The sequence below is a fragment of the Streptomyces bambusae genome (assembly GCF_020532645.1).
In the GTDB taxonomy this organism is placed as follows: Bacteria; Actinomycetota; Actinomycetes; order Streptomycetales; family Streptomycetaceae; genus Streptomyces; species Streptomyces bambusae.
In genome coordinates this window covers 84,984-98,661 of record NZ_JAJAUZ010000029.1, presented here as the reverse complement: position 1 = coordinate 98,661, position 13,678 = coordinate 84,984, and the positions used below count along the sequence as shown (strand labels likewise).

General features: G+C 72.8%; 13 protein-coding genes and 1 other RNA gene. 8 read left to right on the top strand and 6 right to left on the bottom strand.

What is annotated here, in order from left to right:
• On the bottom strand, positions 1-951 hold a 951-nt coding region (locus LG634_RS21010; RefSeq protein WP_226735451.1), incomplete at its 3' end, for an FHA domain-containing protein.
• Between the two features lie 404 nt (positions 952-1,355).
• Between LG634_RS21010 and LG634_RS21005 the strand changes: the two genes are divergently transcribed.
• A complete protein-coding gene (locus tag LG634_RS21005) occupies positions 1,356-3,167 on the top strand; it encodes a serine/threonine-protein kinase (RefSeq protein ID WP_226735447.1) in 1,812 nt (603 codons plus the stop codon).
• A 241-nt stretch (positions 3,168-3,408) separates the two neighbouring features.
• On the top strand, positions 3,409-4,683 hold the full coding sequence (locus LG634_RS21000) for a serine/threonine-protein kinase (protein WP_226735446.1): 1,275 nt from the start codon (positions 3,409-3,411) through the stop codon (positions 4,681-4,683).
• A gap of 107 nt (positions 4,684-4,790) precedes the next feature.
• On the opposite strand, the gene LG634_RS20995 is transcribed toward LG634_RS21000, so the two are convergent.
• Positions 4,791-5,822, bottom strand: a complete 1,032-nt coding sequence (locus LG634_RS20995; protein WP_226735445.1) for an isopenicillin N synthase family dioxygenase — start codon at positions 5,820-5,822, stop codon at positions 4,791-4,793.
• Positions 5,823-6,139: 317 nt separating this feature from the next.
• Between LG634_RS20995 and prfB the strand changes: the two genes are divergently transcribed.
• The gene (prfB, locus tag LG634_RS20990) at positions 6,140-7,249 is read left to right on the top strand and encodes a peptide chain release factor 2 (protein WP_226735444.1); all 1,110 of its coding nucleotides are present in this window, start codon (positions 6,140-6,142) and stop codon (positions 7,247-7,249) included.
• Between the two features lie 116 nt (positions 7,250-7,365).
• On the opposite strand, the gene LG634_RS20985 is transcribed toward prfB, so the two are convergent.
• Positions 7,366-7,557: a hypothetical protein gene (locus LG634_RS20985; protein ID WP_226735443.1), complete on the bottom strand. Its 192-nt coding sequence runs from the start codon at positions 7,555-7,557 to the stop codon at positions 7,366-7,368.
• A gap of 213 nt (positions 7,558-7,770) precedes the next feature.
• Between LG634_RS20985 and ftsE the strand changes: the two genes are divergently transcribed.
• The 5 genes from ftsE to ssrA all read left to right on the top strand — a co-directional run bounded on the left by ftsE (position 7,771) and on the right by ssrA (position 11,724).
• Positions 7,771-8,460: a cell division ATP-binding protein FtsE gene (ftsE, locus tag LG634_RS20980; protein ID WP_226735442.1), complete on the top strand. Its 690-nt coding sequence runs from the start codon at positions 7,771-7,773 to the stop codon at positions 8,458-8,460.
• An 18-nt stretch (positions 8,461-8,478) separates the two neighbouring features.
• Complete coding sequence (ftsX, locus tag LG634_RS20975; protein WP_226735441.1) at positions 8,479-9,402, top strand: permease-like cell division protein FtsX; 924 nt, start codon at positions 8,479-8,481, stop codon at positions 9,400-9,402.
• A gap of 67 nt (positions 9,403-9,469) precedes the next feature.
• The gene (locus tag LG634_RS20970; RefSeq protein ID WP_226735440.1) at positions 9,470-10,717 is read left to right on the top strand and encodes a S41 family peptidase; all 1,248 of its coding nucleotides are present in this window, start codon (positions 9,470-9,472) and stop codon (positions 10,715-10,717) included.
• A gap of 18 nt (positions 10,718-10,735) precedes the next feature.
• The gene (gene smpB / locus LG634_RS20965; RefSeq protein ID WP_226735439.1) at positions 10,736-11,218 is read left to right on the top strand and encodes an SsrA-binding protein SmpB; all 483 of its coding nucleotides are present in this window, start codon (positions 10,736-10,738) and stop codon (positions 11,216-11,218) included.
• Between the two features lie 113 nt (positions 11,219-11,331).
• Positions 11,332-11,724: a transfer-messenger RNA gene (gene ssrA, locus LG634_RS20960) on the top strand.
• Between the two features lie 67 nt (positions 11,725-11,791).
• Here ssrA and LG634_RS20955 read toward each other — a convergent pair.
• The 3 genes from LG634_RS20955 to LG634_RS20945 form a co-directional block, all read right to left on the bottom strand.
• Complete coding sequence (locus tag LG634_RS20955; protein ID WP_226735438.1) at positions 11,792-12,055, bottom strand: Txe/YoeB family addiction module toxin; 264 nt, start codon at positions 12,053-12,055, stop codon at positions 11,792-11,794.
• Positions 12,052-12,324 (bottom strand): type II toxin-antitoxin system Phd/YefM family antitoxin, encoded by a 273-nt coding sequence (locus LG634_RS20950; protein ID WP_226735437.1) that lies wholly within the window; start codon positions 12,322-12,324, stop codon positions 12,052-12,054. Before LG634_RS20950 ends, LG634_RS20955 begins: the two co-directional genes overlap by 4 nt.
• Positions 12,325-12,392: 68 nt before the next feature.
• Positions 12,393-13,664 carry an MFS transporter gene (locus tag LG634_RS20945; RefSeq protein WP_226735436.1) on the bottom strand — a complete coding sequence of 424 codons (1,272 nt, stop codon included), beginning with the start codon at positions 13,662-13,664 and terminating at the stop codon, positions 12,393-12,395.
• Positions 13,665-13,678 lie beyond the last annotated feature (14 nt).

Sequence of the window (13,678 nt, the reverse complement as noted above, 5' to 3'; positions counted from 1 at the left end):
CGCCCGCGTGCCCGGAGCCGGTACGGCATCCCCGGTACGGCCGGATGCTGCCGCGGCGCCGCCGTCGCCGCCCGGTGCCGCAGCAGGACCGGCGGCCGTCGGGGTGCCACCCCCGGTGGACCCGGTGGCGCCCGGCGCGCGGCCCGCGGGGTTGCCCTGGGCCGGCACGCCGCCGGGGTACCCGCCCTGCGCCGCCGGGGTGCCCGGGTACGCGGGGGATCCCGCGGGGTACCCGGCCGCCCGGCCCTGCCCCGGCACGCTGCCCGGGTGCGGGCCGACCGGTGCCGGCGCGGGGGCCGGCGCCCCGCCCGGGCGGGTGACGCGGAGGCGGCCCTCCTGGTCGGGGGTGAGGGCGAGGGGCGGGGTGGTGGCCGGGGGGACCAGGCGGAGGGTGGATTCGCCGATCGAGAGGAGGGCGTACGGGGGGAGCGGGACGGGAGCGGGGCCCACCGGGCGGCCGTCCAGGGTGGTGCCGTTCGTCGAGGAGAGGTCGGCCACCGAGACCCGGCCGTCCTCGGCGACGGTGACCGCGCAGTGGAGGCGCGAGACGTCCGGGTCGTCGAGGGGCACGTCCGCCTCGGCGGACCGGCCGATGCGGATCGCCCCGCCGTGCAGCAGGTGGACCCCGCCCGCGTCCGGGCCCGCGACCACGTGCAGCTGGGCGGCCGAGCCGACCGCCGGGGACTCCTCCGCCGCCGGCAGGTGCACGGACAGCACCGCGCCGTCCGTGAGCGGCGGCTCCCCGAGCGTGTGGCGCTGCGGATCGAGCCGCTCCGGGCCCGCGTAGAGCACGACCGTGCCGCCCGTGTCCGGGCCGGCGACCGTGGCCGCCAGCCCCGAGGCCACGGAGGCCAGGGGCGTACCGGCCGGCGCCGTGACGAGCACGTCGCAGCGCGCGCCCGCGCTCTGGTGGCCGCTGCGCGGCCCGAGGACGGTCAGCCGGATCTGCATCGCCGTCAGCGGTCCCTTCTGCACGCCGCGCCCGGCAGGGGTGCGGCGGCAGGGTGCTGCCCGCTCCGCCCCCCACCCGGCACGGACGCGTCGCCCGGTCAGGTCTCTCCGGACCGCGGGCTCCCGACCCCCGGTTCCGTACTGGGGGCATCCTCGCACCTGTCGCGGACAACACGCCCGGCAGCCACCCGAAAGTGATCTTGAATGATCGTCCGGTGGGCACTGGTGTGCACAGGTTCGGCCGTCCGGGGGTGCAAAACCGGACTCCGGCCGCCCGCGCGCACCGCCTCCGCCACCACCCTTCGTACGGACGTACGGCAACCTTCCGCCCTCGACCCGCGTCTTCCGGGGCACCAACCCCTAGAGTGGTCGGACACGAAAATTGACACCAGGGAGCGCATGACGTGCGGCCGGTAGGCAGCAAGTACCTGCTTGAGGAGCCGCTTGGCCGCGGCGCCACGGGCACCGTCTGGCGTGCCCGCCAGCGGGAGACGGCCGGCGCGGAAGCGGCCGTGCCCGGACAGCCCGGCGAGACCCTCGCCATCAAGGTGCTCAAGGAAGAACTCGCGAACGACGCCGACATCGTGATGCGCTTCCTGCGGGAGCGCTCGGTGCTGCTGCGCCTGACGCACCCCAACATCGTGCGCACCCGCGACCTGGTGGTCGAAGGCGACCTCCTCGCCCTGGTCATGGACCTGATCGACGGTCCCGACCTGCACAAGTACATCCGCCAGAACGGCCCCTTCACCCCGGTCGCCGCGAGCCTGCTGACCGCCCAGATCGCGGACGCGCTCGCCGCCAGCCACGCCGACGGCGTCGTCCACCGCGACCTGAAGCCGGCCAACGTGCTGCTCGACGAGAGCGGCGGCCAGATGCGGCCGATGCTCACCGACTTCGGCATCGCGCGCCTCGCCGACTCTCCGGGCCTGACCCGCACCCACGAGTTCGTCGGCACCCCGGCGTACGTGGCACCCGAGTCCGCCGAAGGCCGCCCGCAGACCTCCGCCGTTGACATCTACGGCGCCGGCATCCTGCTGTACGAGCTGGTCACCGGCCGTCCGCCGTTCGCCGGGGGCACCGCGCTGGAGGTGCTGCACCGGCACCTCAGCGAGGAGCCGCAGCGCCCGTCGACGATGCCCGAGCCGCTGTGGACGGTCATCGAGCGCTGCCTGCGCAAGGAGCCGAACGAGCGCCCCGGCGCCGAATCCCTCGCCCGCGGCCTCCGGGTGGTCGCCGCCGGCATCGGCGTGCACTCCTCCTCGGCCGAGGTCGAGGCCGCCCTCGGGGTCGGCGCGCTGCTCACCCCCGACCCGTCGCCCGCGCCCGTCCCGGAGACCCCCGGGGCCGCCGACCCGACCCAGGTGCTGCCCGCCGGCTCCTCCGGTCCGGCCGCCGGTCCGGCCGGTGCGTACGACCCGAACGCCATGACCAGCGTGCTGCCGCCGGTGGGCGCCGCCGACGCCACCTCGGTGCTGCCGCGCACCCCGGGTACGGACCCGGGCGCCGCCGACCCGACGTCCGTGATGCCGCCCGTGCAGCAGCCGGACGCCCCGCACCCGTGGCAGTCCCAACTCCAGGCCGCGCGCGACCGCAACGAGCAGACCCAGATCCAGTACCTGGACCCCAGCGAGGACCCGCTCCGCCGCCGCCCGCAGCGCCGGCCCCAGCCGCCCCAGCCGCCGCAGCAGGCCCCGCACCCGCAGCAGCAGTACGGGCAGCAGCAGCCCCCGCCGCCGGCCCACCAGCCGCAGCGGCCGCCGCAGCGCCAGGCCCCGCCCGCGCAGCAGCCGTACCGCCAGGGCCCGGCCCCGCAGCAGAGCGGCTACCCGTACCCGCCGCCGCAGCAGCAGTACCAGCAGCCCCAGTACCAGCAGCCGCAGCCGCCGCCCCCGGTCTACCAGCAGCCGCAGCAGCCTCAGCCGTACGCGGCCCCGCCCGCGCCGCAGCAGCCCCAGCCCCGGCAGCCCGCGGCGCCCGCGCCCGCGCCGCGCGAGCCCCGCGCGCCGCGGCAGCGCAGCGCCAACCCGATGCGGATCCCGGGCCTGGGCTGCCTCAAGGGCTGCCTGTTCCTGGTGCTGCTGTTCTTCATCGGCGGCTGGCTGGTCTGGGAGCTGACCCCGCTCCAGGACTGGCTGAACACCACCAAGGGCTGGTGGGACCAGATAGGGGCGTGGACCTCGGACATCTCGGACTGGTTCAGTTCGATCAAGGCGTAGCGCGCAGGGACGCGTGCATGTCGAAAGGCGAAGGGCCGGCGGAATCCGCCGGCCCTTCGCCGCGCCCGCGCGAGGTCCCGCCGTGGCCCCTTCCGGCCCCGCCTGGCAGCGAGTTCGTAGATTTGTCGACTTCTGAGGGGTGATTTCTCCCGCAGATGTGAAGGTCGCCGCGATGCGGGGAGTGCAACCCCCTCTTTCCCGCGTAGCTTGGACGCGTACGCCAGCGGTTGAGGGAGCAGTCGTGGCACGGAAAATCGGCAGCCGGTACACCGCTCACCAGATCCTGGGACGCGGCAGCGCCGGCACGGTATGGCTCGGTGACGGACCCGACGGACCCGTCGCCGTCAAGCTGCTCCGCGAGGACCTCGCGTCCGACCAGGAGCTGGTGGGGAGGTTCGTCCAGGAACGCAGCGCGCTCCTCGGACTCGACCATCCCCACGTCGTCGGGGTCCGCGACCTCGTCGTGGACGGGAACGACCTCGCGCTCGTCATGGACCTGGTCCGCGGCACCGACCTGCGCACCCGCCTCGACCGCGAGCGCCGGCTGGCCCCCGAGGCGGCCGTCGCGATCGTCGCCGACGTGGCCGACGCCCTCGCCTTCGCGCACGCCGCCGGCGTGGTGCACCGCGACGTCAAACCCGAGAACGTCCTCCTCGACATGCAGGGCCCGCTCGGCCCCGGCGGCGCCCACCCGGCCCTCCTCACCGACTTCGGCGTGGCCAAGCTCATCGACCACCCGCGCCGCACCGGCACGCCCGCCCCCGGCACCCGCACCCGCATCATCGGCACCCCCGACTACCTCGCCCCCGAGATCGTCGAGGGCCTGCCGCCCCGCGCCGCCGTCGACATCTACGCCCTCGCCACCGTGCTGTACGAGCTGCTGGCCGGGTTCACGCCCTTCGGCGGCGGCCACCCGGGCGCGGTGCTGCGCCGCCACGTCACCGAGACCGTGGTCCCGCTTCCCGGCATCCCCGACGAGCTGTGGCAGCTGATCGTGCAGTGCCTGGCCAAGGCCCCGGCCTCCCGGCTGCGCGCCTCCGAGCTCTCCGTACGCCTGCGGGAGCTGCTGCCGCTGCTGGCCGGGATGCCCCCGCTGGACGTGGACGAGCCCGACGACGCCGAGCACGGCGAGTACGCCGAACCCGCCGAGGAGTCCGGCGAGGCCCAGGACGCGGCCCCGCCCGCCCGGCGGCGCGGCGCCGTCCCCCTGGTGCCCGGCGGCCCGCTGGTCGACTCCGGCCGGGACACCCACACCTCGATGCGGGTACCGGGCCCCGACGAGCTCGCCGGCGGCGCGCTCGGCACCGCCCGGGTGCCGCGCCCCACCGGCGCCCCCCGCCCGGGCTCGGCCCGCCACCGCGCCGACGCCGTCCGCAAGCGGCGCCTCGTGCTCGGCACCGCCGCGGCCGCCCTGGCCGGCGTGATCGGCGTCGGCACCTGGCTGGCGACCTCCTCCGAGGAACCGCCGCCGCAGGACCGCAAGCAGTCCGGCCAGTCGGGCCCGCTCACGCCGTAGGGCGCGGGCCCCGGCCGCGGTCGGATGCGACGGCGGCGGTCGGACGTGACGGAGGGCGGCACCCCCACGCGGGGTTGCCGCCCTCCGTGACGTCCGCGCCCCGGCCGTTACGACGCCGCGGCCGGCCGCTCCAGGCCCGTCACCAGCTCCGGGTGGTGCCGCCGCGCCACCGCCGGGTGCGCCCGTACCCAGCCCTTCAGCTCGTTGCGCCCGTACTCCGCGTGCAGCGGGTTCGAGGCGTCGTGCGCGACGCCCGGGGCGTGTGCGAGGTAGGCGCCGGGCACCGTGTCGATCACGGCGTCCAGGCGCGGGTTGTAGAAGAACGGCACGGAGAAACGTTCCGTCGCGCCGGGCGGGCTGACCACTCGGTGGTCCGTCGCTACCAGGTACCCCTCGGTCGCGATCTCCAGCAGCTCGCCCAGGTTCACCACGAACGCGCCCGGCATCGGCGGCACGTCCAGGAAACCGCCGTCCTTCACCACCTGGAGCCCGCCCACCTCGTCCTGCAGCAGCAGGGTCAGGAACCCGTAGTCCTTGTGCGCGCCCACGCCCTGGTCGGCCCCAGACGGCGCCGATCCGGGGTAGCGGATCAGCTTCGTGTGCAGGTGGGGGTGGTCGAACGCGGCGTCGAAGAAGTCCTGCGGGGCGCCGATCGAGGCCAGCAGCTCACGCAGCAGTCGGTGGGCCACCGCCGCCAGTCGCTCCTGCCACTCCAGCACCACCGGCCGCAGCTCGGGCAGCGCCGCCGGCCACTGGTTGGGGCCCTCCAGCCACAGGTACGCCGGGTCGTCCGGGCCCACCTCGGGAGCCGGGCGCTCGGCGCCCACGTCCAGCTGGTCCCGCCAGTCCGAAGCGCCGCCGGTCAGCTCGTGGCCGATCCGGGTGTAGCCGCGGAAGTGCGGGGAGTTCAGATTGCTCACCGCGAGCCGGTCGGCCTCCGGAAGGGAGAAGAACTGCCTGGTCAGGTCCAGGATCCGGGCGGACTCGGCGGTGCTTATGCCATGACCGGTCAGGTGCAGGAAGCCCGTGTCGCGGGCGGCGGCGTGCAGTTCCGTGCGGAACGCCTCGCGCTGGGCCGGATCGTCGGCCCGGGACAGGTCGAGGACGGGAAGAGGGGTGTCGTGGTGCGCGGACGGCATGACGGCTCCGTTTCGGATGTCACGGGGTCCTGTTCCCCAGAGGTGGTGGGGGCAGCGGGCGGTGGGACGACAGCCGGCGGAGGTGGGGCCGGAGCTGCGGGTGCCGCGGACAGGACCGAGGGAAGCAGGCGGGATGAGGCGCTTGGTTCTAGTCCGACGGACGACAGCTCATGGTGGTGACGCGCATGTAGTCCACATGTCGCCGCATCACGAGCAGAAGAGTCATAGCCCGAGGGTACGCCCCGCCGTCGCGTGCCATAAGCCGAGGATCGGCCCTGGACGGTCGGTATCCCCGGGCGACCGGCTACGCTGGGGGCGTGGCAGTCGTCGATGTTTCCGAAGAGCTGAAGTCCCTCTCCTCGACCATGGGGTCGATCGAGGCCGTCCTGGACCTCGACAAGCTGAGGGCAGACATTGCCGTGCTCGAGGAGCAGGCCGCGGCCCCGTCCCTGTGGGACGACCCCGAGGCTGCCCAGAAGATCACGAGCAAGCTTTCCCACCTCCAGGCCGAGGTCCGCAAGACCGAGACCCTCCGCGGCCGCATCGACGACCTCGGGGTCCTCTTCGACCTCGCCGAGGAGATGGACGACGCGGACACCCGCGCCGAGGCCGAGGCAGAGCTCGTCGCCGTCCGCAAGGCGCTCGACGAGATGGAGGTCCGCACCCTCCTGTCCGGCGAGTACGCCGAGCGCGAGGCGCTGGTCAACATCCGCGCCGAGGCCGGCGGCGTCGACGCCTCCGACTTCGCCGAGCGCCTCCAGCGCATGTACCTCCGCTGGGCCGAGCGCCACGGCTACCCCACCGAGGTCTACGAGACCTCGTACGCGGAAGAGGCCGGCATCAAGTCGACCACCTTCGTGGTCAAGGCCCCCTACGCCTACGGCACCCTCTCCGTCGAGCAGGGCACCCACCGCCTCGTGCGCATCTCGCCCTTCGACAACCAGGGCCGCCGCCAGACCTCCTTCGCGGGCGTCGAGGTGCTCCCGGTCGTCGAGACCAGCGACCACGTCGACATCGACGAGTCCGAGCTGCGCATCGACGTGTACCGCGCCTCCGGCCCCGGCGGCCAGGGCGTCAACACCACCGACTCGGCCGTGCGCATCACGCACATCCCGACCGGCATCGTCGTCTCCTGCCAGAACGAGCGCTCCCAGATCCAGAACAAGGCGAGCGCCATGAACGTCCTCCAGGCCAAGCTGCTGGAGCGGCGCCGCCAGGAGGAGCAGGCGAGGATGGACGCCCTCAAGGACGGCGGCAGCTCCTGGGGCAACCAGATGCGGTCCTACGTGCTGCACCCGTACCAGATGGTCAAGGACCTGCGGACCGAGTTCGAGGTCGGCAACCCGCAGTCCGTCCTCGACGGCGAGATCGACGGGTTCCTGGAGGCCGGTATCCGCTGGCGCAAGCAGCAGGAGACCGCGAGCTGACGCTCGCCGCACCCTCCCCGCACCGCAGACACGACGAAGGGCCCCGGACGCGTACCGCGTCCGGGGCCCTTCGTCGTGCCGTGTCACGCTTCATACGATCGGTTGAGTGCCGAGGGCTACGCGGTGTGCTGCGCCACCAGAGCCAGTGCGGCCACGAGGACCACCAGGAGCGCAACGAGCGCCATCGGGTTCAGGCCTGCGAAGGGGCTCTCCTGCTGGAGGCGCTCCCGGTTCGCCCGGCACACCGGACAGCGGCCCTGGGCCACGGGTGCCGCGCAGTTCGCGCACACGAGCCGGTCATATGTCATGCGTCCTCCTCCTCTCGTCCCCTGGTTACAACGCCGGAGGGAACCAGACCGTTCCCCTTACCACTGTGCCAGCTTCGGGAACATTCGGCGCGGCCCGCCGGACGATCCGTCCGGGAACGCGGACATATCAGTCAAGTGTGGACGCCGACTGCCCTCCTCGCGCGCTGTCGCGTATGGTCACGCACACCTACTCCCGGCGACCGTGGTGCACCCGTGATCCGATTCGACAACGTCTCCAAGTCCTATCCGAAGCAGAGCCGCCCCGCCCTCAGGGACGTCTCCCTGGAGATCACCAAGGGCGAGTTCGTCTTCCTGGTCGGCTCCTCCGGCTCCGGCAAGTCCACCTTCCTGCGGCTGCTCCTGCGCGAGGAGCGCGCCAGTCACGGCCAGGTGCACGTGCTGGGCAAGGACCTCGCCCGGCTGTCCAACTGGAAGGTGCCGCAGATGCGGCGCCAGCTGGGGACGGTCTTCCAGGACTTCCGCCTGCTCCCCAACAAGACCGTCGCGCAGAACGTCGCCTTCGCCCAGGAGGTGATCGGCAAACCGCGCGGCGAGATCCGCAAGGCCGTCCCGCAGGTCCTCGACCTGGTCGGCCTCGGCGGCAAGGAGGAGCGCATGCCCGGCGAGCTCTCCGGCGGTGAGCAGCAGCGCGTGGCCATCGCGCGGGCCTTCGTCAACCGGCCGGCACTCCTCATCGCGGACGAGCCCACCGGCAACCTCGACCCGCAGACCTCCGTCGGCATCATGAAGCTGCTGGACCGGATCAACCGGACCGGCACCACCGTGATCATGGCGACGCACGACCAGCAGATCGTCGACCAGATGCGCAAGCGCGTCATCGAACTCGAACAGGGCCGTCTCGTGCGCGACCAGTCGCGCGGCGTCTACGGCTACCAGCACTGAAAGGCCTGAAGAGACGCCATGCGCGCCCAGTTCGTCCTGTCGGAGATCGGCGTCGGTCTCCGCCGCAATCTCACGATGACCTTCGCCGTGGTCATCTCCGTCGCCCTGTCGCTGGCCCTGTTCGGCGGCTCCCTGCTCATGCGCGACCAGGTCAGCCAGATGAAGGGCTACTGGTACGACAAGGTCAACGTCTCCATCTACCTCTGCAACAAGAACGAGGCGGAGACGAGCGGCGGGGCCAGCTGCGCCAAGGGCGCGGTCACCGCGGAGCAGAAGAAGGCCATCGAGGCCGAGCTCGACAAGATGGACCTGGTCGAGAAGGTCACGTACGAGTCGGCCGACGAGGCGTACAAGCACTACAAGGAGCAGTTCGGCGACACCCCGCTGGCCGCGTCCATCACGCCCGACCAGATGCAGGAGTCGTTCCGGGTCAAGCTGAAGGACCCGGAGAAGTACAAGGTGATCACCACCGCGTTCGCCGGCCGGGACGGCGTGCAGTCCGTCCAGGACCAGCGCAGCGTGCTCGACAACCTCTTCGGGCTGCTCGACGTGCTCAACAAGGCGGCCCTCGGCGTCATGCTGATCATGCTGGTGGTGGCCCTGCTGCTGATCGTCAACACCGTGCGGGTCTCGGCCTTCAGCCGTCGGCGTGAGACCGGGATCATGCGGTTGGTCGGCGCCTCCAGCTTCTACATCCAGATGCCGTTCATCATGGAGGCCGCGTTCGCCGGGCTCATCGGTGCCGTCGTCGCCTGCGGGATGCTGGTCACCGGCCAGTACTTCGTGATCGACCACGGCGTCGCCCTGAAGGACAAGCTGGAACTGATCAACTTCATCGGCTGGGACTCGGTGGTGACCAAGCTGCCGCTGGTCCTCGCCATCGGCCTGCTGATGCCCGCGCTTGCCGCCTTCGTGGCGTTGCGCAAGTACCTGAAGGTGTGACGAGCGCCCCGCGAGCGGTACGGGCAACCTTCCGTGCCGCGCGGGGCGTTGTCCTAGACTCGGCGCCATGCCGGGTGGTCCCGTCTCCTGTCTCCGGCCCCGTGACCTGCGTCGCGGGGCCGTTCTGACGTTGGTCTTCCTCGGGGTGCTCGGAGCCGGTGCGGCCGGCGGGTGCTGGCAGGAGGAGGACCCGTTCGCACGGGAGTACGTGGCGGGTGCCGCCGCGGCGCCCGGCGGGGAGGCGGCCGGGTTACCCGGCGCCGCCGGCGGGGCCGACGCCCCGGATCCGGCGCAGGCCGCCCGTACCGCCGACCGGGCCGCCGTGGCGCGGGCCGCCGCGCAGGCCGCGGCCGACGGGAAGTCGGGCCGGGACGCCGCCGAAGAGGTGGTCGGCCGCAGCGGGGACCGCTGGGGCGTGGTGTACGGCCGCACCGAGTACGAGGAGTTCGCGCAGTCCCTCGACGGCAGCTACACCGGGGTCGGACTGCGGGTGGCGCAGGCCTCCGGCGCGGCGATCGCGGTGGCCCAGGTGCGGTCCGGCGGGCCCGCCGACCGGGCCGGGATCCGGGCCGGGGACCGGCTGCGGACCGTGGACGGCCGCGCGGTCGGCGGACTGCCGCCGGCCGAGGTGATCGCCCTGCTGCGCGGCGCCGACCGGGGCGCCGGCCCCGGCAGCCGGGTGGTGCTGGAACTGGAGCGGGCCGGCCGGGCCCGTACGGAGACGCTGCTGCGGGAGCGGCTGAGCACCGCGCCCGTCACCGTGCGGCGGCTGCCCGGCGGGATCACGCTCATCAAGGTCACCGCGTTCACCCGCGGCTCGGGCGCGCAGGTGCGCGCGGCGGTGCGGTCCGCGCCGGCCGGCGGCGGGGTCATGCTCGACCTGCGCGGCAACCCGGGCGGCCTGATCGGCGAGGCGGTGACGGCCGCGTCGGCGTTCCTCGACGGCGGGCTGGTCGCGACGTACGACGTCCGCGGGGCCGAGCGGGCCCTGTACGCGCAGCGCGGCGGGGACACCGTGCGGCCGCTGGTGGCGCTGGTCGACGGCGGCACGATGAGCGCGGCGGAGCTGGTCACCGGCGCCCTCCAGGACCGCGGCCGGGCGGTGACGGTCGGCACCCGGACCTTCGGCAAGGGCTCGGTGCAGATGCCGACGGAACTGCCGGACGGCTCGGTGGCCGAGCTGACCGTGGGCCTCTACCGGACCCCGGCGGGCCGCAGCCCGGACGGCCGGGGCATCGCACCGGACCTCGCGGTGGCGGACCGGGCGGAGGAGCGGGCCCGTTCGGTATTGAGTGGCCTCGGGGCGGGGTCGTAGTGCGAAAATGACCGCACTATGGCAAAGGAAAAAGGGCGCAAGCTCATCGCGCAGAACAAGAAGGCGCGGCACGACTACACGATCCTCGACACGTACGAGTGCGGGATGGTGCTGACCGGCACCGAGGTGAAGTCGCTGCGGCAGGGCCGGGCCTCCCTCGTGGACGGCTTCGTGCAGATCGACGGCGGGGAGGCGTGGCTGCACCAGGTGCACGTGCCCGAGTACAGCCAGGGCACCTGGACCAACCACAGCGCCCGCCGCAAGCGGAAGCTGCTGATGCACCGGGTCGAGATCGACAAGCTGGAGTCCAAGGCGCAGGAGTCGGGTCACACGATCGTGCCCCTCGCCATGTACTTCAAGGACGGCCGCGCCAAGGTCGAGATCGCCCTCGCCAAGGGCAAGAAGGAGTACGACAAGCGGCAGACCCTGCGCGAGAAGCAGGACACGCGCGAGACGAACCGTGCGATCTCCGCGGCCCGGCGGCGGCAGCGGGTGGCGTAGCGCGGCCCGGTCCGCGGCCGGGTCGAAAAGGGCTTGGCATCCCGTGGTGCGTTTCGCGTACCATGTGGGCAGCACCACCCCTCCGGGGGCGGCGCAGATTGTTAACAGAACATGGGGATGATCGGTTTCGACAGCGGCTGTCGAAACAGGAGAAGCGAGCCGAGGAAGCGGCAATGATCTCGTTAACCATATGTCGCAACCAATAATCGCCAACACCAAGAGCGATAACTCCCGCTTCGCCCTCGCTGCCTAATTTTAGGTAACGAACAGAAGCCTCTGTGAGGAGCGTCAGCCCGGGGATGGTCCCGACCCGGATCCTGGCGTCATCAAGGGATCTAAACCTCCACCTCCGGTCACGGGGGGTGGGGGGAAATCAAACAGTGACTGAGCCCGTCGGAGACTTGTCCGCGTGATCTCCGGGGCTGAGAAACTCATAGCGGACTGCGCTCGGAGAAGTCCTTTTTCTGCACCGTTGGACGCGGGTTCGATTCCCGCCATCTCCACTCATCCCATGTGGGCGAAGGCCCCGCACCCGGTCTCCGGGGGCGGGGCCTTCGTCATGCCCGGCGGCTGTCAGTCCGTGTAGTGGTAGCGGGCCTTGAGGATCTTCACCTGCTTCTCGTCGGCGCGGTACACGAGACGGTGCTCGTCGTCGATCCGGCGGGACCAGTAGCCGGACAGATCGCCCTTCAGCGGCTCGGGCTTCCCGATCCCCGCGAAGGGCGACCTCTGGATCTCGCCGATCAGCCGGACGATCCGTCGGGCCATCCTGCGGTCGGCGGCCAGCCAGAAGAGGAAGTCCTCCCATGCGTCCGGGTCGAAGTGGACGCTGCTCACTCCTCACCGGCCAGTTCCCGCAGCTCCTCCATGGCCTTGGGGAGGTCACCTGCTGCCGCGCGATCACGGGCGACGGCCTCCATGAGGCGGCGGGCATTGGCGGGAGAGCGCAACAGGTAGACGGTCTCCTGCCAGGCGTCGTAGTCGTCTGCGGACATGAGGACCGCGTCGCCGTTCTTGGAGCTGATCCTTACCGGGACGTGGTCGTTGTTCACGCGTTCGATGAGGGGGAACAAGGTCTTCCGGGCCTCGCTGGCGCTGATGGGCATGACTGCGCTCCCGTCGTAGTGGTACCAGATTACGGTACCGGCTACGTACCGTATTCCGGTACGAGCAATCACGGACGGGTGAGCCTCGCGCCTGCGCGGCGGTGGCGCTGGGCGAGGGTGAGGCCGAGGGCTGCGAGGGCCGCCGTCGCCGGGACCAGATAGGCGGGGGCGCTGCCGACGGCGTCGACCGTGGTGCCGGCGCCGGCGGCGCCGGCGGCTATGCCGGCGAGGAGGGCGGTGACGGCCAGGGTCATGCCCTCGTTGAGGCGGGACGGCGGGGTCATCTGCTGGAGCAGGGACATGCCGTTGACCATCGCGGGGGCGGTGGCCATGCCCGCGGCCAGCAGCGACAGGGCGAGCAGGCCGAGGGAGCCCGCGGCCGCGTACGGGAGGCACATCAGCGCCGACAGGGCGGCCACGCACAGCGTCAGGCGGCGCCGCGGGTCGGACGCAGCGGGCAGGGCCCCGTACGCCAGGCCCGCCAGGCAGGAGCCGAGGGCCTGCAGGGCCAGCACCGGGCCGGCGGCGGCGCCCAGGCCGTGCGCGTCGAGGTGGGCGATCGAGACCACCTCCATCGAGCCGAACACCGCGCCCATCGCCACGAACATCACGAGGAGCCCGCGCATCCCCGGTGTCCGCAGCGGGGCCGGGCCCGCCGTGGCCGAGCGGCCGGCGGGCGGGGGTTCGGTGGCGCGGCAGGAGCAGAACAGGAGCATGCCGGTCAGGAGCAGGGCGGCGCCGGTGAGGGTGCCGGCCTCCGGGAAGAAGGCCGAGCAGAGGAAGGCCGCGACGACCGGGCCGAGCATGTAGCACAGCTCGTCGCCGGCCTGTTCGAAGGCGTTCGCGGTGTGCCGGGCCGCCGGGTCCGTGCGGAAGAGGTGGGCCCAGCGGGCCCGGGACAGGCCGCCGATGTTCGGGGTCGTCGCCGTCGCCGCGTACGAGGCGAACAGGGTCCAGTCCGGGGCGCCGGTCCGTACGCACAGTACGAGCGAGAGCGAGCCGAGCACCGCGAGCAGGGTCGCCGGGACCGCGACGCGGGCCTGCCCGTGGCGGTCGACCAGGCGGGCCGTCCACGGCGCGGCCACCGCGGTCGCCGCCAGGCCCGTCGCCGTCACCGCGCCTGCCAGCGCGTACGAGCCGCGCTGGCCGGCGATCATCATGACCGCGCTGATGCCGAACATGCCCATCGGCAGCCGGGCCACCGCATTGGCCGCCGTGAACGCCCGGGCGCCCGGGACCTCGAACAGACGGCGGTACGGGCCGGGGGCGCGGGGCGGCCGGCGGCGGGCGGTGGGGGCGGCGATGACGAGGGTGTCCCCCGAGACGGTCAGGATCGGCATGGGGGAAGCCTCGC

What these genes read in the sequence shown, in the direction of transcription:
- LG634_RS20950 (WP_226735437.1), bottom strand. Translation starts at nt 12,324, where the DNA reads ATGCCCATCAGCGCCAGCGAGGCCCGGAAGACCTTGTTCCCCCTCATC.
- LG634_RS20995 (WP_226735445.1), bottom strand. Translation starts at nt 5,822, where the DNA reads ATGCCGTCCGCGCACCACGACACCCCTCTTCCCGTCCTCGACCTGTCC.
- LG634_RS20985 (WP_226735443.1), bottom strand. Translation starts at nt 7,557, where the DNA reads ATGACATATGACCGGCTCGTGTGCGCGAACTGCGCGGCACCCGTGGCC.
- ftsX (WP_226735441.1), top strand. Translation starts at nt 8,479, where the DNA reads ATGCGCGCCCAGTTCGTCCTGTCGGAGATCGGCGTCGGTCTCCGCCGC.
- LG634_RS20970 (WP_226735440.1), top strand. Translation starts at nt 9,470, where the DNA reads ATGCCGGGTGGTCCCGTCTCCTGTCTCCGGCCCCGTGACCTGCGTCGC.
- smpB (WP_226735439.1), top strand. Translation starts at nt 10,736, where the DNA reads ATGGCAAAGGAAAAAGGGCGCAAGCTCATCGCGCAGAACAAGAAGGCG.
- LG634_RS20945 (WP_226735436.1), bottom strand. Translation starts at nt 13,664, where the DNA reads ATGCCGATCCTGACCGTCTCGGGGGACACCCTCGTCATCGCCGCCCCC.